Origin of the sequence: Mycolicibacterium sphagni, from assembly GCF_002250655.1 — a bacterium.
GTDB classification, from domain to species: Bacteria; Actinomycetota; Actinomycetes; order Mycobacteriales; family Mycobacteriaceae; genus Mycobacterium; species Mycobacterium sphagni.
Window position 1 is genome coordinate 1 of record NZ_NOZR01000024.1, and the last position, 25811, is coordinate 25811.

The 25811-nt window shown below is 67.2% G+C and carries 26 protein-coding genes and 1 pseudogene; 17 read left to right on the forward strand and 10 right to left on the reverse strand.

Annotated elements, in window-relative coordinates; genetic code table 11:
* Positions 1-172: 172 nt before the first annotated feature.
* The 11 genes from murG to CG716_RS23180 all read left to right on the forward strand — a co-directional run bounded on the left by murG (position 173) and on the right by CG716_RS23180 (position 10548).
* Positions 173-1297, forward strand: a complete 1125-nt coding sequence (gene murG / locus CG716_RS23130) for an undecaprenyldiphospho-muramoylpentapeptide beta-N-acetylglucosaminyltransferase (protein WP_410430762.1) — start codon at positions 173-175, stop codon at positions 1295-1297.
* Positions 1294-2769 carry a UDP-N-acetylmuramate--L-alanine ligase gene (murC, locus tag CG716_RS23135; RefSeq protein WP_094483466.1) on the forward strand — a complete coding sequence of 492 codons (1476 nt, stop codon included), beginning with the start codon at positions 1294-1296 and terminating at the stop codon, positions 2767-2769. The genes murG and murC overlap by 4 nt, the downstream gene beginning before the upstream one ends.
* Complete coding sequence (locus CG716_RS23140) at positions 2766-3737, forward strand: cell division protein FtsQ/DivIB (RefSeq protein ID WP_094483467.1); 972 nt, start codon at positions 2766-2768, stop codon at positions 3735-3737. Before murC ends, CG716_RS23140 begins: the two co-directional genes overlap by 4 nt.
* A 168-nt stretch (positions 3738-3905) precedes the next feature.
* A complete protein-coding gene (gene ftsZ / locus CG716_RS23145) occupies positions 3906-5066 on the forward strand; it encodes a cell division protein FtsZ (RefSeq protein WP_094483468.1) in 1161 nt (386 codons plus the stop codon).
* A 34-nt stretch (positions 5067-5100) separates the two neighbouring features.
* Entirely contained in the window at positions 5101-5808 is a 708-nt protein-coding gene (gene pgeF / locus CG716_RS23150) for a peptidoglycan editing factor PgeF (protein ID WP_207760753.1), read from the forward strand.
* Positions 5805-6551 carry a YggS family pyridoxal phosphate-dependent enzyme gene (locus CG716_RS23155; protein WP_094483470.1) on the forward strand — a complete coding sequence of 249 codons (747 nt, stop codon included), beginning with the start codon at positions 5805-5807 and terminating at the stop codon, positions 6549-6551. Before pgeF ends, CG716_RS23155 begins: the two co-directional genes overlap by 4 nt.
* Positions 6552-6615: 64 nt before the next feature.
* Positions 6616-7287, forward strand: coding sequence for a cell division protein SepF (locus CG716_RS23160; protein ID WP_094483471.1), 672 nt, complete (start codon positions 6616-6618; stop codon positions 7285-7287).
* Between the two features lie 113 nt (positions 7288-7400).
* Positions 7401-7691, forward strand: a complete 291-nt coding sequence (locus tag CG716_RS23165; RefSeq protein WP_005144500.1) for a YggT family protein — start codon at positions 7401-7403, stop codon at positions 7689-7691.
* 203 nt (positions 7692-7894) lie between these two features.
* A complete protein-coding gene (wag31, locus tag CG716_RS23170) occupies positions 7895-8710 on the forward strand; it encodes a DivIVA-like cell division protein Wag31 (protein WP_094483543.1) in 816 nt (271 codons plus the stop codon).
* Between the two features lie 25 nt (positions 8711-8735).
* Positions 8736-9164 (forward strand): hypothetical protein, encoded by a 429-nt coding sequence (locus CG716_RS23175; protein WP_094483472.1) that lies wholly within the window; start codon positions 8736-8738, stop codon positions 9162-9164.
* 31 nt (positions 9165-9195) lie between these two features.
* Entirely contained in the window at positions 9196-10548 is a 1353-nt protein-coding gene (locus CG716_RS23180) for a TIGR01777 family oxidoreductase (protein ID WP_094483473.1), read from the forward strand.
* Between the two features lies 1 nt (position 10549).
* On the opposite strand, the gene CG716_RS23185 is transcribed toward CG716_RS23180, so the two are convergent.
* Complete coding sequence (locus tag CG716_RS23185) at positions 10550-12007, reverse strand: pyruvate kinase (RefSeq protein WP_234817994.1); 1458 nt, start codon at positions 12005-12007, stop codon at positions 10550-10552.
* Positions 12008-12098: 91 nt separating this feature from the next.
* Here CG716_RS23185 and CG716_RS23190 point away from each other — a divergent pair, with 91 nt between their 5' ends.
* Positions 12099-12950 carry a C39 family peptidase gene (locus CG716_RS23190; protein WP_094483475.1) on the forward strand — a complete coding sequence of 284 codons (852 nt, stop codon included), beginning with the start codon at positions 12099-12101 and terminating at the stop codon, positions 12948-12950.
* Here CG716_RS23190 and CG716_RS23195 read toward each other — a convergent pair.
* From CG716_RS23195 to CG716_RS23210, 4 genes are read right to left on the reverse strand one after another with little or no spacing between them, the layout of a single operon-like run.
* Entirely contained in the window at positions 12947-13657 is a 711-nt protein-coding gene (locus CG716_RS23195) for a type 1 glutamine amidotransferase (protein ID WP_094483476.1), read from the reverse strand. The two genes, CG716_RS23190 and CG716_RS23195, sit on opposite strands and share 4 nt — an antisense overlap.
* A 26-nt stretch (positions 13658-13683) precedes the next feature.
* A complete protein-coding gene (locus CG716_RS23200; protein ID WP_094483477.1) occupies positions 13684-14433 on the reverse strand; it encodes an SDR family NAD(P)-dependent oxidoreductase in 750 nt (249 codons plus the stop codon).
* Positions 14430-15632 carry an alkyl sulfatase dimerization domain-containing protein gene (locus tag CG716_RS23205; RefSeq protein ID WP_094483544.1) on the reverse strand — a complete coding sequence of 401 codons (1203 nt, stop codon included), beginning with the start codon at positions 15630-15632 and terminating at the stop codon, positions 14430-14432. The genes CG716_RS23200 and CG716_RS23205 overlap by 4 nt, the downstream gene beginning before the upstream one ends.
* 47 nt (positions 15633-15679) lie before the next feature.
* On the reverse strand, positions 15680-16939 hold the full coding sequence (locus CG716_RS23210; protein WP_094483478.1) for a sulfotransferase family protein: 1260 nt from the start codon (positions 16937-16939) through the stop codon (positions 15680-15682).
* Positions 16940-16988: 49 nt separating this feature from the next.
* Between CG716_RS23210 and CG716_RS23215 the strand changes: the two genes are divergently transcribed.
* Complete coding sequence (locus tag CG716_RS23215; RefSeq protein WP_094483479.1) at positions 16989-17888, forward strand: helix-turn-helix domain-containing protein; 900 nt, start codon at positions 16989-16991, stop codon at positions 17886-17888.
* Between the two features lie 3 nt (positions 17889-17891).
* Here the strand turns inward: CG716_RS23215 and CG716_RS23220 are convergent, their stop codons facing one another.
* Positions 17892-18296, reverse strand: a complete 405-nt coding sequence (locus CG716_RS23220) for a RidA family protein (protein ID WP_094483480.1) — start codon at positions 18294-18296, stop codon at positions 17892-17894.
* Positions 18293-19327: an acetamidase/formamidase family protein gene (locus CG716_RS23225; RefSeq protein WP_094483481.1), complete on the reverse strand. Its 1035-nt coding sequence runs from the start codon at positions 19325-19327 to the stop codon at positions 18293-18295. The genes CG716_RS23220 and CG716_RS23225 overlap by 4 nt, the downstream gene beginning before the upstream one ends.
* A gap of 89 nt (positions 19328-19416) precedes the next feature.
* Here CG716_RS23225 and CG716_RS23230 point away from each other — a divergent pair, with 89 nt between their 5' ends.
* The gene (locus CG716_RS23230; RefSeq protein ID WP_094483482.1) at positions 19417-20400 is read left to right on the forward strand and encodes a TerC family protein; all 984 of its coding nucleotides are present in this window, start codon (positions 19417-19419) and stop codon (positions 20398-20400) included.
* On the opposite strand, the gene CG716_RS23235 is transcribed toward CG716_RS23230, so the two are convergent.
* Entirely contained in the window at positions 20397-21296 is a 900-nt protein-coding gene (locus CG716_RS23235) for a LysR substrate-binding domain-containing protein (protein WP_094483483.1), read from the reverse strand. The genes CG716_RS23230 and CG716_RS23235 overlap by 4 nt on opposite strands.
* Positions 21297-21387: 91 nt before the next feature.
* On the opposite strand from CG716_RS23235, the gene CG716_RS23240 reads away from it, so the two are divergent.
* Positions 21388-22056: an O-methyltransferase gene (locus CG716_RS23240; RefSeq protein ID WP_094483484.1), complete on the forward strand. Its 669-nt coding sequence runs from the start codon at positions 21388-21390 to the stop codon at positions 22054-22056.
* Between the two features lie 510 nt (positions 22057-22566).
* On the opposite strand, the gene CG716_RS23245 is transcribed toward CG716_RS23240, so the two are convergent.
* Positions 22567-23547, reverse strand: a complete 981-nt coding sequence (locus CG716_RS23245) for a nucleotidyl transferase AbiEii/AbiGii toxin family protein (protein ID WP_094483485.1) — start codon at positions 23545-23547, stop codon at positions 22567-22569.
* 4 nt (positions 23548-23551) lie between these two features.
* Complete coding sequence (locus tag CG716_RS23250; RefSeq protein WP_094483545.1) at positions 23552-24253, reverse strand: P-loop NTPase family protein; 702 nt, start codon at positions 24251-24253, stop codon at positions 23552-23554.
* 238 nt (positions 24254-24491) lie between these two features.
* On the opposite strand from CG716_RS23250, the gene CG716_RS23255 reads away from it, so the two are divergent.
* Positions 24492-25526 carry a hypothetical protein gene (locus CG716_RS23255; protein WP_133067009.1) on the forward strand — a complete coding sequence of 345 codons (1035 nt, stop codon included), beginning with the start codon at positions 24492-24494 and terminating at the stop codon, positions 25524-25526.
* Positions 25523-25798, forward strand: a pseudogene (locus CG716_RS31380) (ApeA N-terminal domain 1-containing protein); the annotation flags it as partial. The gene CG716_RS23255 and the pseudogene CG716_RS31380, both read left to right, overlap by 4 nt.
* Positions 25799-25811: the final 13 nt, after the last annotated feature.

Genomic DNA, 25811 nt, shown 5'->3' on the forward strand with positions numbered 1-25811 from the left:
AACCCCAGCCCACCCGCGACCGTGACGCTCTACCTGCCAAAACCCGGACGGCCCAGCGACCCACCCGGCGCTCAGGGCATCATGGTGACGCTCCGCGTAACAGCGCGCAGCAGCCGAATCCGGGAAGCAGTCGCGCACGGCGGTCCCGCACATTGGAAGGTCAGCGTTACGGGTGAGTGTCTCGGTGTCGGTCGTCCTTGCTGGTGGAGGCACCGCCGGACACGTCGAACCGGCCATGGCCGTGGCTGATGCGCTGAGGGCGCTGGACCCCACCGTCCGGATCACCGCGCTGGGCACTGCCCGCGGGCTGGAGACCCGGCTGGTCCCCGACCGGGGCTACGACCTGGAACTCATCACACCCGTGCCGCTGCCGCGCAAACTCAACGGCGACCTGGTTCGCCTGCCGATCCGGGTACGCCGGGCGGTGCGGGAAACCCGCGCCGTGCTCGACGGTGTCGATGCTGACGTGGTGATCGGCTTCGGCGGCTACGTCGCATTGCCGGCCTACCTCGCTGCCCGCGGCGGGCCGGTGCACCGTCGTCGGGTGCCGGTCGTCGTGCACGAGGCCAATGCCAGTGCCGGACTGGCCAATCGGGTCGGTGCGGTCACGGCTCGGCGGGTGCTCTCGGCTGTGTCCGACTCGGGTCTTCGGCACGCGGAGGTGGTCGGGATGCCGGTGCGCGCGTCGATCACCTCGCTGGACCGCGGCGCGCTGCGGGCGCAGGCCCGGGACTTCTTCGGCTTCGCCGACGATGCCAGGGTGCTGCTGGTGTTCGGCGGCTCGCAGGGCGCGGCGTCGATCAACCGCGCGGTGTCAGCCGCTGCCGATGACCTGGCCGCCGCAGGCGTTTCGGTGCTGCACGCCCACGGCCCGAAAAACACCCTCGAGCTCCGTACCCCGCAGCCCGGCGACCCGCCGTACGTGGCGGTGCCCTACCTGGACCGGATGGATCTGGCCTACGCCGCCGCCGACCTGGCGATCTGCCGGTCCGGGGCGATGACGGTGGCCGAGGTGTCCGCGGTCGGGCTCCCCGCGGTCTATGTGCCGCTGCCGATCGGCAACGGCGAGCAGCGGCTCAACGCGCTGCCGGTGGTCACCCCAGGTGGCGGGCTACTGGTTGACGACGCCGACCTCACGCCGGCCTTCGTCGCTCGCGAGGTCGCCGGACTGCTCAACGACTCCTCGCGGCTGCAGGCGATGACGGCGGCCGCCGCACGGGTCGGCCACCGCGACGCCGCGCAACGGGTCGCCGAGGTGGCCCTCGATGTGGCGCGCTCTCGGAGGGGCCGGTCGTGAGCGGCCCCAGAGCACTACCGCCCGAATTGCAGCGGGTGCACATGGTCGGCATCGGCGGCGCCGGGATGTCCGGGATCGCCCGGATCCTGCTGGACCGCGGTGGCATGGTGTCGGGATCCGACGCCAAAGAATCCCGCGGCGTCGTGGCGTTACGCGCGCGGGGTGCCGCGATCAACATCGGCCATGACGCGGCCAACCTCGACCTGCTGCCGGGTGGACCGACGGCGGTGATCACCACCCACGCCGCCATTCCGAAGACCAACCCCGAACTGGTCGAGGCGCGTCAACGCGCGATCCCGGTGATCCTGCGGCCGGTGGTGCTGGCCAAGCTGATGGCCGGGTCCCGCACCGTGATGGTCACCGGCACCCACGGCAAGACCACCACGACCTCGATGCTGATCGTCGCGCTGCAGCACGCCGGGCTGGACCCGTCCTTTGCCGTCGGCGGTGACCTGGGGGAGGCCGGCACCAACGCGCACAACGGTAGCGGCGACTGCTTCGTGGCCGAGGCCGACGAGAGCGACGGCTCGCTGTTGGAGTACACGCCCGACGTGGCGGTGGTGACCAATATCGAGGCCGACCACCTGGACTTCTTCGGCACCGAGGAGGCCTACAGCGCGGTGTTCGACGCTTTCGTCGAGCGGCTGGCCCCCGGCGGGGCGCTGGTCGTGTGCGCAGACGACCCGGGTGCGGCGGCGCTGGCCGAACGCAGTGCGGCCCTTGGTGTTCGGGTGCTGCGCTACGGCGAAGGCAGTGGCGAAGGATTGGCCGGCGCGCTGGTCGACTGGGAGCAACACGGCACCGGCGCGGTTGCGCATATCCAACTTGCCGGTGAGCCGCACCAGCGAGTGATGCGGCTGGCGGTGCCGGGCCGGCACATGGCGCTCAACGCGCTGGCCGCGCTGCTGGCCGCGATCGATGCCGGCGCCCCGGCCGACGCTGTGCTGGACGGCCTGGCCAGCTTCGAAGGGGTGCGGCGGCGTTTCGAACTCGTCGGCACCGCCAACGGGGTGCGGGTTTTCGACGACTACGCCCATCACCCCACCGAGGTGCGGGCCGCGCTGACCGCACTGCGGGCAATTGCCCAGCAAGACCGAACCGGGCACGCCACCCTCACCGGAGCCCGCAGCATCGTGGTGTTCCAACCCCACTTGTATTCGCGGACAAAGACTTTCGCGCGCGAATTCGGCAGCGCACTGGACACCGCCGACGAGGCGTTCGTGCTTGACGTCTACGCCGCGCGCGAGCAGCCGATGCCAGGGATCAGCGGGGCGACGGTGGCCGGCCATGTCAGCGTGCCGGTGCACTACGTGCCCGACTTCTCGGCAGTGGCCGCGAAGGTGGCGGCCGCGGCCAGGCCCGGCGACGTCGTGGTCACGATGGGTGCCGGCGACGTGACAATGCTCGGCCAGGAGATTCTGAACGCGTTGAACGCCAAGGCGAGCCGGTCGATACCGGGGGACAGCCGGTGACCGAGTCAGGAGATGGCGCCGAGGCGCCTGCCGACGCGCGCGCCGAAGCTTCCGCTGAAGCCCCGGTCGAGGACGCCCCCATCTTGGCCAAACCGGCAAGCGGGCAAGAAAGTGCGGGTGACGACCAGCAAGACGTCGATCTCGACGAAGACCAAGAAGGTCCGCGCCGCCGGGAACGTCGTGAACGCGCCGAGCGGCGTGCCGCCCAGGCCCGCGCGACCGCGATCGAAGAGGCCCGCCGGGAGGCTAAGCGCAAAGTCCGTGGCCAGACGGTCGAAGCCCCGAAATCGTTGGGCAAGAGGGCTGTTCGTGGCCTCAAGCTGCTCACCTGGCTGATCGTGTTGACGATTGTCAGCGTTGTGCTGGGGCTGATTCTCTATTTCACCCCGGTCATGTCGGCTCGCTCGCTGGTGATCACCGGGATCGGCGCGATCTCGCGCGAGGAGGTCGTGGACGCGGCGAAGGTCGCGCTGGGCACCCCGCTACTGCAGATCAACACCGACCAGGTGGCTGACCGGGTGGCGGGTATCCGGCGGGTGGCCAGCGCGCGTGTGCAGCGGGAGTATCCGTCGACACTGCGGATCACGATCGTCGAGCGCATCCCGATCGTGGCGAAGGACTATCCGGACGGCACGCACCTGTTCGACAAGGACGGCGTCGATTTCGCGACGGCGCCGCCGCCGCCGGGGTTGCCGTATATCGACGTCGACCAACCCGGTCCCAGCGACCAGCCGACCAGGGCTGCGCTCGAGGTGATGACGGCGCTGCGCCCGGAGGTGGTGGCTCAGGTCAGCCGGGTGGCCGCACCGTCGGTGGCGTCGGTGACCCTGACGCTGACCGACGGACGCACGGTCGTGTGGGGGACCACCGACCGGACCGAGGAGAAGGCGGAGAAGCTGGCCGCGCTGTTGACCCAACCCGGCCATGTCTATGACGTATCCAGCCCGGATCTACCGACGGTCAAGTGACAAATTCGCCCACGACACGTCGGCGCGCCTCCCCAATCCAGCCCCCACCGGCCATACCGTTCTGTTTGCGCGGCACTACTTGACATAACTCTAAATCTCTGGTTGAGGTTGAGGGTTTGCCCAGGAGAGCCGCGAAGACCCGATCCCCACCTGGGAGGAAGACAGACGATGACCCCCCCGCATAACTACCTCGCCGTGATCAAGGTCGTTGGCATCGGCGGCGGCGGCGTCAACGCCGTCAATCGAATGATCGAGCAGGGACTCAAGGGTGTGGAGTTCATCGCGATCAACACTGATGCGCAGGCTCTGTTGATGAGCGACGCCGACGTCAAGCTCGATGTCGGTCGTGACTCCACCCGCGGACTGGGTGCCGGCGCCGACCCCGAGGTCGGCCGCAAGGCAGCCGAAGACGCCAAGGACGAGATCGAGGAGCTGCTGCGCGGCGCCGACATGGTGTTCGTCACCGCCGGTGAGGGCGGCGGTACCGGCACCGGCGGCGCTCCTGTCGTGGCCACCATCGCTCGCAAGCTGGGCGCGCTGACCGTGGGCGTGGTGACACGGCCGTTCTCCTTCGAAGGCAAGCGGCGCTCCAACCAGGCCGAGAACGGCATCCAGGCGCTGCGCGAGAGCTGCGACACCCTGATCGTCATCCCCAACGACCGACTGCTGCAGATGGGCGACGCCCAGGTCTCGCTGATGGACGCCTTCCGCAGCGCCGACGAGGTGCTGCTCAACGGCGTGCAGGGCATCACCGACCTGATCACCACCCCTGGCCTGATCAACGTCGACTTCGCCGACGTCAAGGGCGTCATGAGCGGGGCGGGCACGGCCCTCATGGGCATCGGCTCGGCGCGCGGTGACGGACGTGCGCTCAAAGCCGCTGAGATCGCCATCAACTCCCCGCTGCTGGAGGCCTCGATGGAAGGCGCCCAGGGGGTACTGCTCTCGGTGGCCGGCGGCAGCGACCTCGGCCTGTTCGAGATCAACGAGGCAGCCTCACTGGTGCAGGACGCCGCGCATCAGGACGCCAACATCATCTTCGGCACGGTGATCGACGACTCGCTGGGTGACGAAGTCCGCGTCACCGTCATCGCCGCCGGATTCGACTCGGCCAGCCCCAGCCGCAAACCCGTCGTCGGGGGAGCGACCACCGGAGCCCAGCCGATCGCACCCGGTGCGGCCGGCAAGCTCAGCTCCTCGCTCTTCGATCCGATCGATGCGGCCAGCGTGCCGGTGCACACCAACGGCGCCACGGTGAGCATCGGCGGTGGCGACGACGGCGGTATCTCCGACGACGATGTCGACGTGCCGCCGTTCATGCGGCACTGACCTCGCAGTCGCCGCCGCGCGGATACTGGATTTTGTGACTGTTCGCGTCCGTCGTGTGACCACCACCCGCGCCGGTGGTGTCTCGGCGCCGCCGTTCGACACCTTCAATCTCGGTGACCACGTCGGCGACGATCCCAAGGCCGTCGCGGCCAACCGCAGGCGGCTTGCCGCCGCGATCAAGCTTCCCGACGACCACGTGATCTGGATGAACCAGACCCACAGTGACCACGTCGCTGTGGTCGATGAACCCCGAACCGATGCCGTCGACGACACCGACGGATTGGTGACCACCACCCCCGGGTTGGCCCTGGCGGTGGTGACCGCCGATTGTGTCCCGGTGTTGCTGGCCGACTCCCGCGCCGGTGTAGTGGCTGCGGTGCATGCGGGCCGGGTCGGTGCCGCCGATGGTGTGGTGCTGCGCGCCCTGGAATCGATGATTGCCAACGGTGCTCGCGCCGAGGACATCTCGGTGCTGCTGGGCCCAGCCGTCAGCGGCGCCAATTATGAGGTGCCCGCGCAGATGGCCGCCGAGGTCGAAGCCCGCCTGCCCGGCAGCCGGACCAGGACGTCGCGTGGCACTCCGGGATTGGATCTGCGGGCCGGAATCGCCCGGCAGTTGATCGGCGCCGGGGTGCGCGCGATCGACTCCGACCCGCGCTGCACCGTGGCCGACAAGAATTTGTTCAGCCACCGCAGGGTGGCCCCTACCGGTCGGCTGGCTTGTTTGGTGTGGATGGAATGACGGCCGCTACGACCCGGGAGACCGATCTCGCGACCGCTCTGGGCGCGCTGCGGGATCGCGTTTCGGACGCCGCCGCAGCCGCCGGCCGCGACGTGAGCGGCATCGAGCTGCTGCCCGTCACCAAGTTCTTCCCGGCAACTGACGTCGCGATCCTGTGGGGGTTGGGCTGCCGGGCGTTCGGCGAATCCCGTGAACAGGAAGCGTCGGCCAAGATCGCCGAGTTCGGGCAGCTCACCGGTGCGTCGAATGTGCGCTGGGACATGATCGGCCAGATTCAGAGCAACAAGGCAAAAGCCGTTGCGGCATGGGCGGATTCGGTGCACTCGCTGAGTACCGCCAAGGTGGCCGCCGCGCTGGATCGTGGCGCGGCGCACGCCATTGAACAAGGTATCCGGACGGCGCCTGTGAAGGTGTTCGTGCAGATCAGCCTCGATGGTGACACCTCGCGCGGTGGGGTGGACGTCGGTGATCCTGATGCCGTCGATGCCCTGTGTGCCCAGGTCGCCGACGCCGGCGCGCTGAAGTTGGCCGGCCTGATGGCGATTCCGCCACTCGGCGTCGACCCCGATACCGCATTCGCGGCATTGGCGGCCGAGCACCGCCGCGTATTGCAGAGCCATCCCGAGGCGACAGGGCTGTCGGCGGGGATGTCCGGTGACCTGGAAGCCGCAGTGCGACACGGTTCAACGTGTTTGCGTGTCGGAACCGCGCTTATGGGACAACGTCCTCTAACGTCTCCCTGAGTAGTCACTCCAGTCACATCTTCATCACAGACACCGAACTTCACGCATTCAGAAGGGTCCAGCGATGAGCACTCTCCACAAGGTCAAGGCCTACTTCGGCATGGCGCCTTCGGACGACTACGACGACGAGTACTACGACGACGATGATCGCGGCGCAACTCGTGGGTACGCCCGCCGCGAGCGCTTCGCTGACGACGAGTACGAGCGTCCCGGTCGCTACGACGACCGCGACCCGCGCATGGGTCGCGAGTACGACGACCCGCGCGATGCCGACTATGCACCGACCGGCGGCTTCCGCGCCCAGTACGGCGACGAGCCGCGGTTCCGTCCGCGCGAGTTCGAGCACCCGCACGACATGCCGCGCTCGTCGCGATTCGGCTCGCTGCGGGGCTCGACCCGTGGCGCGCTGGCCATGGACCCGCGCCGGATGGCCGAGCTATTCGAGGCGGGCAGCCCGCTGTCGAAGATCACCACTCTGCGCCCCAAGGATTACAGCGAAGCCCGCACCATCGGCGAGCGCTTCCGCGACGGCCAGCCGGTGATCATGGATCTGGTGTCCATGGACAACGCCGACGCCAAGCGGCTCGTCGACTTCGCGGCCGGTCTGGCCTTCGCCCTGCGCGGGTCCTTCGACAAGGTGGCCACCAAGGTGTTCCTGCTGTCGCCGGCCGATGTCGACGTCAGTGCCGAGGAGCGCCGGCGCATCGCCGAAGCGGGCTTCTACACCTACCAGTAAGCGGGCTGACGGTAGCCGGTCCAGAGGAATGGGTAGGCTGACGACGTCGCGCTGGAGTCACACCAGCGATGTCGGCAATGTCACATCCGCTGCAGATTAAGGACCGGCTCTAGTTGTCGCTGTTCTTCGAAATCCTGGGCTTCGCGCTGTTCGTATTCTGGCTGCTGCTGATCGCCCGGGTCGTCGTCGAGTTCATCCGCTCGTTCAGTCGTGATTGGCACCCTCGCGGGTTGACCGTGGTGATCCTCGAGCTGATCATGACCGTCACCGACCCGCCGGTGAAGCTGTTACGTCGACTTATCCCGCAGCTGACCATCGGCGCTGTCCGATTCGACCTGTCGATCATGGTGCTTCTGCTGGTGGCCTTCATCGGCATGCAGCTGGCGTTCGGCGCTGCTGCCTGAGGGCGGGAACGTACCGCATCACATGATGAATAGCGATTTGCCACGCCGGGAACCTAGATACCGAAACTTTGAAATTAGCTCTTAATTATCGGACTGACGGTTCTGGTGTGACAGGATGGACGCCAGTTACAGTACGGACCGAACGTTAGACGCGTTCTACATTTCGCAGACGGTTAAACCGCCCAGACCCGAGGGGGCAGATGATGCCGCTTACACCGGCCGACGTGCACAATGTGGCGTTCAGCAAGCCGCCCATCGGCAAGCGAGGCTACAACGAGGACGAGGTCGACGCCTTCCTCGACCTGGTGGAGAACGAGCTGACCCGCCTCATCGAGGAGAATTCCGATCTGCGCCAGCGGGTCGCCGAACTCGATCAGGAGCTGGGTGCCGCCCGCTCGGGTGGCGCGGTACCGCAGCCCACCCAGGCGATTCCGCTCTACCAGCAGCCCGAGCCGGAGCCGGAGCCCACTCCCGCGCCGCAGGCCGCCCCGGCACCCGCGCCAAGCCCGGCGGCCAGCGAGGAGCAGGCCATCAAGGCCGCTCGCGTGCTGGCTCTGGCCCAGGACACCGCCGACCGGCTCACCGGTACCGCGAAGGCCGAGGCCGACAAGCTGCTGGCCGACGCCCGCGCCAACGCCGACCAGATCCTCTCGGAGGCACGGCACACCGCGGAGACCACGGTCGCCGATGCCAAGCAGCGTGCCGACGCGACGCTCAGCGATGCGCAGACTCGCTCGGAAGCCCAGCTGCGGCAGGCCCAGGAAAAGGCCGACGCCCTGCAGGCCGATGCCGAGCGCAAGCACACCGAGATCATGGGCACGATCAACCAACAGCGCACTGTCCTCGAGGGACGGCTCGAGCAGCTGCGGACGTTCGAGCGCGAATACCGCACCCGCCTCAAGACCTACCTGGAGTCTCAGCTCGAAGAGCTCGGGCAGCGCGGGTCGGCTGCGCCGGTCGATTCCGGCGCGAACAGCGACGGCGGCGGGTTCAACCAGTTCAACCGGGGCAATAACTGAGCCTTCGTCGACCGGAGGTTGATCGATGCTGATCGTTGCGCTGGTACTGGCGGTCATCGGCCTCGCGGCCCTGGTCACCGCGGTCGTCACCAGCAATGAGCTCGTGGCGTGGGTGTGCATCGCGGCCAGCGTGATCGGCGTCATCCTGCTGATCGTCGATGCGATCCGGGAGCGGCAGAACCGCCGCGACGACGTCGACTCCGTCCCCGCGACGCCGGCCACCGAATCCGCTGAGTCGTCGGCCACCGCCGAGACCACCGCCTATTCGGAAACCGGTGAGACGGTCGACGCCACGTACTCGACGTTCGACGCCGACTATCCCGACGATGCCACCGCCGAGGTGCCAGTCGAAGACGATGTCTCGAAGGCGGCCGACGAAGGTGCCGATGAGCGCGAGGCCGAGACGGAGTCCGAGCCCGAAACCAAGGACGAGACCGAGTCCGGCTCACGTTGATCTTTTCTTGGCCTGGTGGGTAAAGAACACCATGGGCATCGAATACGCCAGCGTCGTCGACCATCCCGTTGGCGAGGTATTCGCCTGGCACACCCGACCCGGTGCCATGCGCCGGCTCGTTCCGCCGTGGCAGCCGATGGACGTTGTCGCCGAGACCGAGTCGTTGGCCGATGGTCGCGCGGTGCTCGGTCTGCCGGGCGGGCTGCGCTGGGTCGCCCGCCACGATCCCGCCGGCTACGACCCGCCGCACCAGTTCGTCGACGTGCTGTCCTCGGACGGGCTGCTGACCCTGCCGCCGCGGATCATCGGGTGGTGGCGGCACACCCACCGGTTCAGCGATGCCGGCTCGGGCACCACGCGAGTGCACGACAAGGTCGACACCACGGTGCCGGCCGCCGCGCTGCGCTCGACCTTCGCCTACCGGCACCGTCAGCTCGCGGATGATCTCGCGGCCCACCGGGACGCGGCTCAGGCCGGGGCCGGCACGCTGGCTGTCGCGATCACCGGATCGTCGGGCCTGGTCGGCACCGCGCTGACCGCGCTGCTGAGCACCGGCGGGCATCGGGTGATCCGCCTGGTTCGCCACGATCCTGTCCGGCCCGACGAAAGACGTTGGGAGCCAAGCGATCCCGACCCCGATCTATTGGCAGGCATCGACGTCGTCGTCCACCTTGCGGGCGCCCCGATCGCGGGGCGCTTCACCGAGGCGCACCGCAGGTCCATCCGCGATTCCCGGATCGAGCCGACACGGCGGCTGGCCGAGCTGGCTGCCTCGAGCGGGTTGCGCGCGTTCGTCAGTGCCTCGGCGATCGGGATCTACGGCTACGACCGCGGCGACGCCATGCTCTGTGAGGACAGTGCCCGCGGTGACGGGTTCCTAGCCGATGTGGTCGCCGACTGGGAGGCTGCCACCGCGCCTGCCGAGCGCGCCGGGGTGCGCACGGTCGCCGTGCGCACCGGCATCGTGCAGGCCGCCGCCGGTGGCACGCTGCGATTGCTGCGACCGCTGTTCGCGGCCGGCCTCGGCGGCCGGCTGGGCAGCGGCGAGCAGTGGTTGTCCTGGATCGGCCTAGACGATCTGCTCGACGTGTACTACCGCGCCGCCTACGACGCCAAGCTCATCGGGCCGGTAAACGCGGTCGCGCCAAACCCGTTGCGCAACAACGCATATACCAAGGCACTGGCTGCCACGCTGCACCGCCCGGCGGTGCTGCCGGTGCCGTCGATCGGCCCGCGACTACTGCTGGGCAAGCAGGGCGCCCGAGAACTGGCCGAGGCCGACCAGCGCGTCCTGCCCACGAAGCTGTACGGGCTGGGTCACCGGTTCCGGCAGCCGCTGATCGAGGATGCGCTGGCTCACCAACTGGGGCACGAGCCGGGGTAACTCAGTCGATGTCGTCGATCACCGGGAGATGGGCGGCCTCACACCAGTGCAGCGTCTCCAGCGCCGAATCTCCGGGGGCGATGATCACCCCGACTCGCCGGCGGCGCAGCGCGGTCAGTAACAGCTGCGCACGCTGGTCATCGGTCAGGCTGGGTTCGATCTTCAGCACCACGCCGAGCTCATGGTCACCGAGGCGGTCCAGCTCTTTGAAGACTCGCTTGACCTCGGCGGCCGCGCGGACGAACGACAGCTGGACGATATCGGCGAGCTCGACCGCTGCCGCCAGGTCGGCCAGGTCTTTGTCGGTCAGGGCCGAGACCGGTAAATCGGTGTCCGGCAGGCTGATTGCCATGGCGGCGCGCATTTTTGCCGTGCCGTGCGGGGGACGGTCGATGCGGACGTCGAGACCGCGGGCGTCGACGGCGATCACCCGGCCGCCGACGATGTCGTCGAAGAAGACGCGCTGGCCCACCGCGGCGTTGCCGAAGACCTCAGGCAGTGTGCATCCGATTCGTGGTGCCTGGTCGTCGTCGACCGGTGCCGGCGTGCAGTCCCGAGTCAGTCGCACGACGTCGCCGGCGGCCAGCGGGATGCTCTGCTCGACGGCGGGCAACTCACCGAGCTTGGTGGAGTCCTTCTTGCCGGCCTTCAACCGGGTTCCGGTGCCCAGATAGGTGGTCTTCTCGGTGCTGACGACGAATCCACCCGGGGCCGCAGCCGCGAGCAGCAGCCGCCGCTTGGACCCGCGGGTGTCGCGCAGCAACAGTTCGTCGCCCTCGGCGCGGTGGGCCAGCCACTTGGCGTCGACCGGCAGTGTGACCAGGCCGGGTTCGGGAGGGCGGGATGGCCGTTTCGCTGAGGTGAGCCATCCGCGGCCGGCGGCCACCACCTGGCCGTGAGCATTGCGGGTAGGCCGCAGCCGCACCACCTGCGGTCCCGGCTGAAGGGGACCGGTGCGAAGCTTCGTGCCACCGAGGTCCAGCGAAATCAAGCAGGTATCGCCGGTGGCCGCAGCGGCGGTACGGGCTTTGGCGGCCAGCGCTTTCCATGCCGTCGCATCGTCGTGGGCGCAGTCGATCCGGGCGATCCGTGTCCCGGTGCCGACCAGGCCAAGGAGGTCGTCGGCATTGCGATCGGGGAGCGCTGCATCGGCAGCAGGAATCCAGCCGTGGCCACGCATCGCGGCGATCGCGGCCGATAGCAATAGCAGAGTTTGGCGGATGTGGGCGGTGCTGTGGCTCAGTGAGGACAGGCCGAACTCGGTGAGTCGCCGTTCCACATCGTGCAGGTCGGCCTGGCACAGTGCCCAGTAGTGCACTAGATTGGTTGCGCTGCAATGATTGTCAGGAGAAGCGGAATCGATCCATGGTTTCCATCGTGATTCGGCGTCGACCAGGCGGGCCAGGAGCGCACCGACGTCGTCCTGCAGTCGGTCGAGCTGCTGTGCGGCGGCGGACATGGCGGGCACGCTAGTCACCTCAGGTTGCGATCGGGTGAACGGTTTTCCGGGTCATGGGTGCCAGCGCGCGGGCCTATGTTATCTTCGCCGCATGCAGAAGCTGTGCTGCTCAGCTGCGATTGTCATGTTGCTAGTGGCGGGTTGTTCGGGGGCGAAGCACACGGCTGATGCCCCGCCGACCACTCCGCCATCGCAGACCTCCGCGGCGGCGCCGACCACATCGGCGACCTCGCAGGCTCCGGCTCCCACCGGCGGCAAGCCGGGCGTGAACTGGGGCTGCCACAACGTCGATCCGGCACCGCCAGAGCCGCTTCCCGCTGCGGTGCACCCCACGCCGAAGGCCAAGAACGGCACAAGCTCAGAATCCGACGGTGCGGTCTACGGTGACCCGGAAGCCGCCAGCCGGTACTGGGAGCAGCAGAGCCAGAGCGACTGCGGCCTGATGGCGACCCGGCTGGCCATTGCCGAACTCACCGGGCAGACGCCCACCGAGAAGGAAATGATCGATCTCGCCAAGAAGACACCGAGCGAATGCAGCCCGGGTGAGCCGGTGTACGACGACAGCTTCGATCCCTCCGACGGCGGCACCGGACACGGGACATGCACGACTGATCTGGCGCTGCTGCTCAAGCACTTCGGCGTCGACTCGCAGTACACCAACGACACCGATGGCGGCATTCCCACCGGGCTGAAGGCCCTCGAGAAGTATCTCGGCGACGGGAAACAAGCCATCGTGTGCGTGAACTCGTCGACGATCTGGGACGGCGCCCCCAAGGGTGACAGCTGCGGGCATCTGGTGACGGTCGCGGCGATCGACACCGGCGAGGATCTGGTGTATCTGGGCGACAGCGGCGGGGAAGACACCCGCGGCGAGACGGTCAGCATCGACACGTTCGAATCCGCCTGGGCCGCAGGCGGTCACGAAATTCTGCTGGCTGGTTAGCCGGCAGTTCGGTCGAGGAAGCCGCGCACCAGGAGACGTAACCGTCGGGCCGCGTCGTCGACGTAGGTGGTGGTGTCCGCGCGCAGGTCGTCGGCGCGCAGCCCGAGCTTCACGAGATCGCCCCCGTCGCGGTTGCGGTCGTCGTCGAGCCACAGCTCGAGCAGCTTGTGGTCCAGTTCGGGGTGGAACTGCAGACCCATCGCTCGGCCGTGGACAAAAGCCTGTGCCGCGCGGGCATTTCGGGCCACCAGGGTGGCTCCGGGCGGCGGTGTGAACCGGTCGAAGTGCCATTGGAACCACGGCCCATCAGGCACCAGATCGGGGTCGCTGCTGTGCACCTGATGCCAGCCGATCTCGGGATCCGTCGACCGCTGTACCGACCCACCGAGCGCGGCGGCCACCAGCTGGCCCCCGAAACACACCCCGAGCACGCGGACACCGGCGTCGACCGCCTGCTGCACGGTTGCGATCTCGGTGGCCACCCACGGCAGCCGTTCGTCGTAGACCGCCCACCGCGAGCCCAGCGGCACGATCACGTCGTAGTGGGTCGGGTCGGGGAAGGCGACGTCGAGCACCGGGTCGGCGGCCCGCTCGGCCGGAACCACCTCGAATGTGTCGACATCGAAACCGAGTTCGGTGAACGTCTCACCGAGCAACGCTTCGGGAGCGATCGGATCGTTGTAGATGAACAGGACCTGACGGGGCACCCGGATACGGTACGGCAGTCGGGCGGTTATACGCAGTCCGAGGCGCCGTCGACGACCAGCACCGCGCCGTTGATGTAGCTGCTCTGGGCTGTGCAGAGGAACGCGATGGCGGGGGCGACCTCGCCGACGGTCCCCATCCGGCCGGCCGGGATGTGCGCGATTTCGCTTGCCACGATCTCCGGGACGGCATGCATGGGCGCGGTCATCGCGGTCTCGATGGTGCCCGGCGCCACGGCGTTGACCCGGATTCCGTGCTTGGCCCATTTGACGGCCAGGTTGCGGGTGACGTTGATGACGCCGGACTTGGCGGCCCCGTAACCGGGCACCATGGTGACCGCACGCAGCGCCGACATCGACGCGAGGTTGACCACGCTGGCCCCGCCGGCCGCGGTGGAGGCCTTCAGGGCGCGGCGCAACGCGACCGTGAGCCGGTAGGGGCCGGTGAGGTTCAGCGCGACCGACGCCGCGAACCCGTCGGGCGTGGACTCGTCGAGGCCGCCGGGGAAGTTGGCGCCGGCGTTGTTCACCAGCACGTCGAGTGCCGAGATGCTCTGCGCCAGGCTGTCAATGGATGCATTGTCGGTGAGCACAAGTTGCTGATATGTCATTCCGGACAGGTCGGTCTCGTAGTCGGCCGCAACTGATCGGGTACCGGTGACGATGACGTCGGCCCCCGCGTCGCGCAGCAGCACCGCGACGGCGTGCCCGATGCCGCTGGTCGCCCCGGTGACCAAGGCCCGGGTGCCGGTGAAATCGAAGCTGAGCTGGGCGGTCATGAATACCTTTCGATCTGCTTGGTCAGCCAAGCGGTTTCCCAGAAGTTGACGCTGCCCGCGACCAGGTGTTCGTGAGCGGCCTTGAGCACCGCCCGCCCGCCGGCATGATCGGGCGTGGCCTGGACGACGAGCTCGGCGAGGTGGACGGCCTGCAGCGGGCGGCCCTCCGCCACATGGGCCCGGGCGCGGTCGATCAGCGCGTCGGCGCCGGCCAGCTCCACGACCTCGGCGCTGACAGACTCGGGGCCGATCGGGTACAGCTCGGTGGTCGAGCCGTGGTGGAACCACCCGGAGTAGTTCTCCCAGATCGCCCGGACGTCCCACGCCACCTTGCCGTAGCCCTGGCCGACCTCGAGATGGTCGGGCAGGGTGATCTCCCGCATCAGGGTCCGGACATCCTTGCCCGCGTTCATCCCGGCGACGGTCGCGTCGTGCAGGTATCGGACGGCGTCGCGCAACCTGGTCAGCTCGGTCTCGATCAGGTCCGCGCCGCGGATCGGGGCGAAGTGTCCGGTCAGCAGCACCTCCGGCCGCAGGGCGCGGACCCGTTCGATGGTGTCGATGACTGTCAGCGCGTCCCGGTAGCGGTCACCGCGAATGGTGACGAGGTTGGGGATGTGGCCGAAAACCGGTCCGAAAGTATTGCTGCACAGGCAGACTCGCTCATCGGGCAGCCAGATCACCATTGAGTCGGTGGTTTCGCCGCCCGGGGTCGCGATGAATTCGAAGCGCCGGTCGCCGACGGTCAGGGACAACCTGTCGTCGATGACGATGTCGGCGGTCGCGGTGCTCTGGGGCGGCAGCTTCTTACCGAAACGCTGTTGAATCCTGGCGATGCCCTCGGCGAGCCGGCCGGAGAAGGCGAAGGCGCTGCGGTTGGCGCGGTACGGCAGTAGGCGCTCGTTGTCGTCGCGCCAGTGTTCCCAATTGGCTTGGGCCACCACCTTGGTATCCGGGTCGCGGAGGGTGTCCAGGCCGCCGACGTGGTCGTAGTGGCCTTGGGTGATCAGGATGTAGCGCACCGGTGAGGAGTCGACGGCGTCGAAGTTGGCCCGGTGCACCGGACCTTCGAATCCCATGCCGGTGTTGACGACGACGCGGCCGTCCGAAGTAGTCAGCAGATAGGAGTTGGTCAGACCCGGTGAGCACCAGATCCCTGGCGCCACTTCCTGCGCTTGTTCGGCGGAGGCGGGCGCCATTGCGTCGGCGCCGGGGCGGCTGCGGTAGATGGGTTCCACGGATACCTCTAGATCTCGGGACGGACGTCGAAACGGTCGAAGTAGAAGGCGAACCGGGAGCGCAACTCCTCGGGCTCAACGCCGAAGTGCCGCTTCAGGTCGTAGGGGATACGGCCCTTGCCGCCACGGCGGTTGCTGTCGATATAGGCCTGGAATCGCTTGGCCACCTTGGGCGGAATATCCACACCCGCGCGCTGGTAGAACTCGGTCAGCACCGGCATCTCGTTGCCGCCCAGGTGGTGGAAGCCGATGTCGACGCTGCGCTCGGCCGGCACCAGCTCCCGGTCACGCACGCACGCGCTCAAGAGGCGGTGAATCCGGTCGCCCCAGTAGTCGACCAGCCAGTCCGGGTCGATGCTGTTGCGGCGCAGTCGATCCGAGTAGGCCATCATCGTGATGGCCGACTGGATCACCGCGACGGGATCGCGATGGGTGAAGGCGACGGTGGCGTCGGGGAAGGTCGCCATCAGCGGCCCGAGCTGTTCGGCGTGCTGCGGTGATTTGAGTACCCACGTCCGCGGTCCGCGCAGAAATGTCAACGCCTGCAGCACTTTCTTCAGGTAGGCATAGTGGCGGGTGTGGTCCAGGCCGAGGTAGTAGTCGCGCCAGCCCGGAACGCGGGCATGCCACTCGAGGACGTAGCCGGCCATGTCGAGGTCGAGCAGCTCGACCTCTTCCTCGATGGCCTCAGGGAACCGGTCGTGCATGGCCGCCACGTACGGGGTGCTGGCCATCAGCGCCTCGTGTTCGGCCTTGACCCGGGCGAATCGCGGATCGACGCCGAACACGTCGGGTCCCTGCCCGCGCGCGGGAATCGGATCCTCGCTCTCCCAGTAGGGCAGTGCGCGTCGCCGCGGGTCCTCAGCGATCAGATTCACCAGATGTGTGGTCCCCGACCGGGGCATGCCGACCACGATCAGCGGACGCTCGATCGGAATCGATTCGATCTCGGGATAGTGCTTGAGCAGGTCGACCAGGGACAGGCGGTTGCGCACCTTGCGAATCACCCTGGCGTGCAGGCTGCTCCGGATGAGCTGACGCAGGCCGGTGTCGGACTCGATGGCCACCACGTGAGCCGCCAGCCGGTCAGCGAAGCCGTCGTCGTCGGCAAGGTCGTCGGCCCCGGCCTGGGACACCGCTTCGGCGACCATCGCATCGAGGTCGAAGGTCACCGCGCGGGACTCGGTGTAGGCGAGGATTTGCCGCTGGGTGTCGGTCAGCACCGGGTGCGTCAGGTCGTCGAGGTTCAGGGTCTCCGCTGACGCCACAGTCCGCTCACCTTGTTTATGTCGAATATTCGACGTACCGTTCGGCAATATGACGCTCAACGTAGACCCTGCCAAGTCGGCGGGTCAAGCGTCCTCACCGCCCACCGAGCGGGTGATCGCCGTGATGAAGATGCTCGGGGCCGATCCCGGCCGGCAGTTCTCGCTGGCCGAGATCTCCCGCGGTCTCGCCATCAGCCGAGCCACCGCGCACGCCATCCTGGCGACCCTCGTCGCCCATGAGTGGGTGACCAGGGACCCCCGCACGGTGCGGTACGCCTGGGGACCGGCGATCGCCAGCCTGGCCAAGCCCGCCGACCTGTTCCGCGGTGAATTGGAGGAACTGGCGGCAGCCACCGGAACGCAGGTCTACCTGGCCCGCCGGGACGCGAACAGCCTGGTCATCATCGACCTCGCCGGGGACAACCCATCCGCGCCCCGGATAGGACGGGGGACCAGGACTCCGTTCGTCGCACCGTTCGGCCGCGATTACGTGGCATGGTCGAATCCGGAGGCGCAGCACGCCTGGCTGGAGGCGATCGGTAAGCCCAGCCAGGCATTGCGAACGCGAATCTCAGCCGTGCTCAACGAAACTCGTCAGCGCGGTTTCGTGGTGGAACGTCTCACCCGGGAGTATCTGCGGGTCTACTCGGCACTGCAGGCGCTATCAGACGACGGCGAAGTGGACTCCATCACTGCCCAGCTCGCCCGCGCATTCGCCGACCTCAGCGTGATCGATGTGTTGCCGGCCGAATTGGGCCGGGGTGTCACCCACCCCATCGCGACGGTGTCTGCGCCGATCACCAACGCCGAGGGTGCGGTGACCATGTCGGTCACGGCCGCACCGTTCGCCACGCTGGACGCCCGGGCCATCACCAGCCTCGGCGAGCGGGTCTGCGTGGCCGCCCGTGCCATCGGTGAGCGGCTCAACCGCTACGGAGATCAGGCCTGACGGTCAGGCCCAGCCGTCGGCGCGCCAGCACACCCAGTCGATCTCGACGAGCGCGCCCACGGCCAGCCCGGTGGTGCCCACGCAGGTGCGGCTCGGCAGCCGGTCGGGAAACCACGGCGCATAGGCGGCATTGAACGCGGCATAGTCGGACCAGTCGGTCAGAAACGCCCGGACCGACACCACATCGGCCACTCCGCCGCCGCACAACTCGGTGACCCGCGCCAGATTGGCCAGCACCTGGCCGGTCTGGGTGGCGACGTCGTCACCGACCAGCGCACCGCTGGTGTCGGTCGGCATCTGCCCGGTCACGTACAGGGTCTGGCCGGCGGCGGTCGCGTGGGCGAATGGGGCTACCGCTGGTGGAACGCCGTCGGCCGGAGTGAAGGTGTACGCCTGGATGCCGCTCATGCCGCTGGATTGTGCCAGCGCGGGAAGCAGCGCTTGTCGATTCGGCCATGCACGCCCTGGCGCTGGTCAACCACCTGCGTGACGGTGAAGTCCACCGCCACCGACATGAACGAGTAGGCGTCGGCTCGGGACAATCCGAAGTGACAACCCAAGAGCTGCAACGTGCGTAGCGTCGCGCACTTCATCGCCGCGTCGAGGCTGTCGCCGAATCCGTGCACCAGTAGTTCGGTCGCGGTCTCCAGCACCGGCACCGTGAAAGGAAGATCACGACGAATCGTCAAGCGCAGCAACCCGTTCAGTGACGACTCCAACGCGGTGCCGCTGACCTCCCCGTCGCCCTGCGAGACGTGGGGGTCGCCGACCGACAGCAGCGCGCCGGGTACCTGCACGGGGTAGTACATCCGGCCGCCGGCGCCGATGCGCCAATTGTCCACGTTGCCGCCGTGGTCGCCGGGCGGCACCGAGGAGACCCGCACCGGGTCAGCCGGCGCGACGCCCATGGTGCCGAAGTGGGGCCGCAGCGGCACCACGACGCCGGGCAGCGCCGGTTCCCGCCGTGCGGGATCAGGTGTGACGATCGTGCCGGGCTCGTTGGCCAGCGGGGTCGCCGTCCAGTCGTAGCCGAACAGCGCGCGCCCCAGCAACGCCTCGACGTCCAGTTCGTAGACGGTGACCCGCTCGACGGGAATCTCCTTGTACAGGAAGCCCCAATGCCCGGCGAGGTTGGATCCGTAGGGCAGCCGCGGGGTGGCCTCCAGGATGTCGACCTGCAGCACGTCGCCCGGTCGCGCGCCGGTGACCGCGATCGGTCCGGTCAGAATGTGCGGTCCCGGCCCGCGCTCGTCCACCTCGTCGAACACCCGTGAGATGTGCTCGTCCATCAACAGATCGGGGGCGTCGCCGGCGTGATGGGTCAGCGTCTCGATCGCCACCAGATCACCGGAAGCCACGGTGAGTGCAGGCGCCTGTCGCGGGTCGAAATAGCCCCAGTGCACCGTTTGCGCCGTCGCCGGAAGCTGGTGCACTGCCATAAGCGTCAGATCATGCCAGCGCTCGATGGTCTTGTCGCAGCGAGCAAACGTTCATCGCCTGTCGTTGTCGATCGGAGATAATGGCTGTCATGAACGTCTCGGTCCTGGTGTGGGTGGTCACCTGCGCGGTGATTCTCGGGTTGTTCGTCTTCGACTTCTACGCGCATGTGCGGGTTCCGCACGAGCCGACGTTCCGCGAATCGGCCATCTGGTCGTCGGTGTACATCGGCCTGGCAGTGGTGTTCGGGCTCGTCGTGTGGTGGCTGTGGGGTGGCGAGTTCGCCGGTGAGTACTTCGCCGGCTACGTCACCGAGAAGGCGTTGAGTGTGGACAACCTGTTCGTATTCACCGTCATCATGGGGACTTTCGCGGTGCCGCGAGCATTCCAGCAGAAGCTGCTGCTGATCGGCATCGTGCTGGCGTTGGTGATGCGGGCCGGGTTCATCGCCGTGGGTGCCGCGGCCATCAGCACGTTCAGCTGGGTGTTCTACCTGTTCGGAATCTTCTTGGTGCTCACCGCCGTCAAGCTCGCGAAGGAGGCCGGGCACGAGAAGGAGGTCGAGGAGAAACGCGACAGCCGGATCATCACCCTGGTGCGCCGGCTCGTCCCGACCACGGACGACTACGACGGCGACAGGTTCCTCACGAAGGTCGACGGCAAGCGGGTCGTCACGCCGATGTTGTTGGCGCTCATCGCAATCGGATTCACCGACGTGTTGTTCGCGTTGGACTCGATCCCCGCGATCTACGGCCTGACCGAACAGCCCTACATCGTGTTCACCGCCAACGCATTCGCATTGATGGGGCTTCGGCAGCTCTACTTCCTCATCGGTGGACTGCTGGACCGGCTGGTGTATCTGTCCTACGGGCTGTCGCTGATCCTGGCGTTCATCGGCGTCAAGCTCGTACTGCACGCGCTGCACGAGAACACCTTGCCGTTCGTAAACGGCGGGCAGCATGTGGCCGTGCCGGTAATCTCGACGGGGATGTCGATCGGCGTGATCGGGGTGGTGCTACTGGTCACTACCGTGGCCAGCCTGGCCAGGACCCGGGGACAAGCCAAGCTGACCTAGAGCGCCTCTCGCACACATTGGCGCAGCCAGCGATGCGCACCATCAGCGTCATGGCGGGGATGCCACGCCATGCTGATCGTCAACGGAGGCAGGTCGAGCGGGATCGCAAAACCGTTGAGGTTCAACGCTTCTATCGCGTAGCGCCCCAAGCCGGCCGGCATCATGCCGACGAGGTCACTACTGCGAACCAGGAAGAGGCCTCCCGCGGGGGTCGGCGCGCTCACGACCACGCGTCGTTGCAGGCCGTGTTCCCCGAGCAGTTCGTCGACGGGCCCGCGGAGTCGCCCCCGGCGCGAGAACACGACATGCTCGGCATCGGCGAAGCGTTTGAGGGTTACCCGCCGCGCCAGCAGGGGATGTCCCGCCCGGACGACACCGATCATGCGATCGCTCACCAAATCCTCGACCCGGATCTCCGGGTCGATGTGACTCGTCTGGCCCACCTCGAGGTCGACACCGCCGTCACGCAGCGAGTGGGTGTCCTCATGGCTCTCGCCGACGAACCGCAGAACCACGTCCGGAGCTTCGGTGCGCACTCGGGTCAGGAGCCGCTCGGCGACGGTACTGAGCATGCCGATATCGCCGATCTGCAACGAGAACGTACGCGCTAGCCGACGAGGCTCGACTGTCTCGGGTGGCGCGAAAAGTGCTCGGGCACGGCCGATCACATCGTGAACCTCGGCCTGCATCGCCAACGCGCGGGGAGTGGGCACCATCTGCCGGCCGGCCCGCACCAGCACAGGATCGTCCAACCTGCGCCGTAACCGGGCCAGCGTGCGACTCATCGCGGGCGCCGAGGTGTGTAGGCGCTCAGCGGCCAAGCCGACACTGCTGAGCTCGAGCAGCGCGTCGAGCGCCAGCAGCAGGTTCATGTCGAGGTTCTTTGTGGATTCCATTTCTGATAATCCCTACTTATCAATGATGCACTGGAGGTAATTCACACTCGAGGATACGTTGAGGTCATCACCTGATTGGAAGGAACTCGCTATGGCCAACTCCCTCATGACCCCTCCGGTTTCCGTTGTCCTGCAACGCCTCCTGTCGAACGAGCAAGAGAGTGACGAGGTCGCCATCGCGGCGGTACTTGACGCGCCGGGCTCGCCCTGGGATCTCGAGGCCGACCAGCGCGCCGAGATATTCAAGGACGTCTACATGTCCGTTTCCGATGTTGGCGGGCAGCTGCTCTACCTGCTGGCCCGAGCAACCGGCGCACGCGACGTCGTCGAATACGGCACGTCGTTCGGGGTGTCCACGATCCATCTCGCGAGCGCGGTGCGCGACAACGGTGGCGGGCGGGTCATCACCACCGAAATGCAGAAGGACAAGGCCGACGCCGCGCTGGGCAACTTCGCCGAGGCCGGTGTTGCCGATCTGATCGAGCTGCGCCTGGGCGACGCTCGCGAGACGCTGACGGACATCCCGCAGGTGCCAGATCTGGTGCTGCTCGACGGCTGGCCTGATCTGGCGCTGGATGTGTTGCGGGTGCTCGAACCGAATCTGCGCGCCGGCACCCTGATCCTGATCGACGACGTGACCGCTGACTTCGGCCGCGACGTGCACGGGCCGGTGCTGGCCTACCTGAATGACCAGGCGAACGGCTACGCGACGTTGACGCTGCCGATCGCCGACGGCATCCAAATGGCCGTCCGGCTGTGAAGGCCGGTTATCTCATCAAGAGTGTCCGAGGGGGGACTTCGCCACTTACGACACGAGTCGAGACCTTTCAACTCAGTCGTTGAACAGGACTCTCACCGCTGGTGAAGGGGTGTTTTCGTGCATAGTGGCGACCTGAAAGAGCTCGACAAGGTACTCGGCGTGGGGATGCTTCCGCTCATTACTACAGTCGAGCACGCGTCGATCCCGGTAGCTACGTGCTTGAAATGTAGACGCTTCCGGACCGGCGGGACAGGGCTCTAGACTTGGGTTGCTTGGAGCGTTGAGCTTCGGGAAGTGAGCCCGAGACCCGGCCGGACGACCGTGGCGCTCGGGCTTCGCGGTTTCTTGAGCGCCTCAGACGTCGCGGATGTTGAGGACGGTTGGTGCGATGAGTTGGTGGATCGCGTGATCGAGCGCCGGCGTCGACATCCCGTTCCTACACGGCCGCAGTCGCGATCTGCGCGGCGACCTTCGGCGCGATGTGGTCTGCGGCCGCCCGGGGTGCGGCGCTTACCGCTGCGGGTCGAGCAACTCCGCGGAGGAATGAACTCGGTCGAGTACGTCGTCGAAGGTCGGAGCCGGTTCGGCGCCGAAGTAGAGACTGCGCATCGCGGTGTCGTGCTCCCGGCGAAGATCCGCGGTGAACACACCAGCAGAGTCGAAAGCAGCAGAGGTCGCGAAGCCTCCGGCGGGTACGGGATGGTCGCCGCCGAAGGCCAGCGAGACATCGAAAGCACTGCGCAGAATCTCACCAACAACCACAGTGTCGACCAGTAGCGCAGTGACCGAATCATCGCCGAGCAACGCCCAGATGTCGTAGAACTGACGCCCAATCCGGGGAAGCCCGTGTGGACCCGTGCGCCGGGTCGGATCGACGACAAAGTTGTTGACCCGCAACAGTTTCTCGATCAACGTGCGCCCCGGATGCAGGATGTTCACGTCGAACGGACGCAGGTCATCCCACTTTCCGGCCAGCGTGGTCGATGACAGCTGGCGGTACAGGAGCGATTCCACTGAGGTGACGTGGGACGGCCGCGGTCCGCCGGTCTGGCCGAGCTCGAGCAGAATTGCCTTGGGGTCGGCCAACACACCGATGGAATCGCCGTGCACGAGGGGCAGCTCGAGGTACGCCTTCTGCCACATGGCGCCGCGCTTGCCGCCTGATTCCTCGCCTGTGCACTGTCCGCCGACCACCTGCTCGGCGGTTTCCAGCATTGCTTTCATCGTTCTTTTCGGTGCACGGATCGAGGTGTACTCGCCGATCACGAGGAGGTCGAGGTCCTCAGAGAACCGCTGGATGAGCCGCAGCTTCTCCAGGCTGGTGCCGCCCTTGAACACGATCTCCCCGCCGTACGCATCGACGAGGGCTCGTAACACTTCGCAGACCCAATAGTCCTTTTCCACGACCAGGGGCTGCACCCCGAGCTGTTCGGCTGCAGTCATGATGGTCGCTGCGAACACTTCGGGGTCGTGCTTGCGCCAGAGTGCCACGGGACTAGCCGCTTGCTAGACCGAACAGCGCCTGTGCCGCGGTGCGCGGGTCGGCAGCCGGAACCGCGTCGGCGAGATCCGGGCGCCCGGCGCGGTGCATGAGGTGGCGCAATCGTGCTCGAGATGGTCCGGGCTCGGTGGCGCCGGCCGATGCGATGCGGGGCGCGTCGATGCTGCCTGATTTGATTAGTTCCGACAATCGGTCCATCGCTTCCTCCGGTCCGGTTTCGATCAGCCGGTCCCAGCCGTCTAGCACTTCCAGCGCCGCCACCTCGGTGGGCGCCAAGGCGTGCTCGGCGCGGCCTCGCCGGGTGGAACGGTCCACGAAACGCACCGTAGGGGCGCTGGTGGGTGGGCGCCCCACCAGTGCGTAATCGGCGCGGCGGGGGATCTGGGTGGACAGTCGCAGTGCGTTGGCCGCCGACAGGCCCGCCGGGCCGGCACCTGGGCCGCCGGCCAACTCGATGGCCAAGGCCTGTGGGGCAGGCGGCGCCATTCCCAGCGGAGTCTTGGTGCCACGCCAGTACAGCCCTCTGCGGATATGGCGCAGTTCCCCCCGCTTCACCAGGTCTGCCAGCAGCCGCTGCGCGGTCGAGGGGGCGGTGTCGATGTCGGCGGTGCGCCAGAACTGGTTGTGGGATTCCAGGATGGAACGCCGGGCGGCCTCGACGCCGCTCCGGTTGTACTGGCCGCGCTGGGTCGGCATCTCAGTCACCTCCATCCGTTCTACATCCTGCTACGAGAAACTCTCAATCGTCTCTACATCATCCTACGAGAAACTCTCAATCAGTTCCATATTACTCGGAAAAGCAGCCGCCTGACCTGCAGCTTTCCTCGGTGCAAGCCCGGCCGCGGCCTCCCGGTCTGGTGCACGAATAGGTGACATCTTGACCTGCCCATCAGTTGGCGAACCGTGTCGTAGGCAGGGAATACCGTGGGGGGCTGTGACCACCGACCCGAGGGAGCGCCTTCTGCGGATGGCGGGCTTGATGTGGAGCAACGCCGACCGCGCCACTCGGGCGTGGCGGATGGGCGAGTGGGCGCTGCTGCACCAAGTCCGCGCCGACGGCAGCAGCAAGCCCCGCGATCCGTCCCGGTTCGTTCCGGACAGGGGAAGCAGCCTCGACCTCGACGACGCGCACTTCTTACCCGAGCTTGGCGGGAACTTCGTCAGCTCGACGGCGCGGTTTCCGGTGATGAACGCGGCCGAGTGCCTCGTGGGGGCATCCCAGACGTTCGGGGCGTCGTTGGAGCAGAGGCGAACCAGCACAATCTCGACCGGTATCTTGTGTCGCAGCGCCATCGAGAGCGCCGCCAAAACCATCTGGCTTCTCGCCGATTCCAACCGCGCCGTCCGGCGCGCCCGCTCTCTGGGCTATACCGAACGTGAGATCGGGTACCAGAAGAAGTACATCGCCGTCGAGACGCGCTTTCTCAATGTGCGCACTGACGACCGCCGCGACGCAGCGCGCCAGAGTTTCGCCGAGACGGAGCAGCAGTTTCGAGAGCGGTTGAATTTCCTGACGTCGCTACCGAAGGCGGCCCGACAGCGGCCACCCTCAGACTATGAGTTCTTTGTCCGCTGGGCCGGGGACTGGATCGACCAGAATCCGCCCCCACACATCACCAATGCTGACGGATTGCCGTACGGGATGTCGATTGGGGCGGAGCGCTTCTACACTGTCGGATCGAGCTTCGTGCATGGATACAAATGGATGACCGCCTACCTCGGCACCGAAGAGGACGTCCTCACCCAACTCGCTGACAGTCTTGCTGCGGCGGTCATCATGACCGAGTGCGCCGTGGCGCTCTACGAGGCCCAGGCGACCCACCCGGCCCGAACCCGAGTGCGCCGCAAGAACTACCCCGAAAATCTGGAGCCGACGGTCTCCCTGTGGGCAGACCGATACCGCCTACCCGCACCAGCACTGGGGGAACCCATTCCGATGCTCTCGACGACAAGCGGAGGCCGGTCATGAGACAGTCTGAGCCGCAACGGATCACCGGTTGGTTCTACCTTCCCGAGGCTCGCGGTAATCGTGTGCCGGGAGTGCTTTGCTGGGAGCCCGATGACGGTGCGACCCTGGAGCTGATCGGTGGCTTCTCCCCGGGACCCGAGTTCCGCGAGAATCCGGCCGGCGGATGGGTCGCTACTGAGATCGTGGGCGACGTGCGGCCTGGGACGATCTACGGGGAATCGGCTGCCGGAGAACTGATTTCCATCTGGGATGCTCAGCGAGGCAGCCACACGGTGGGTTTCGGCG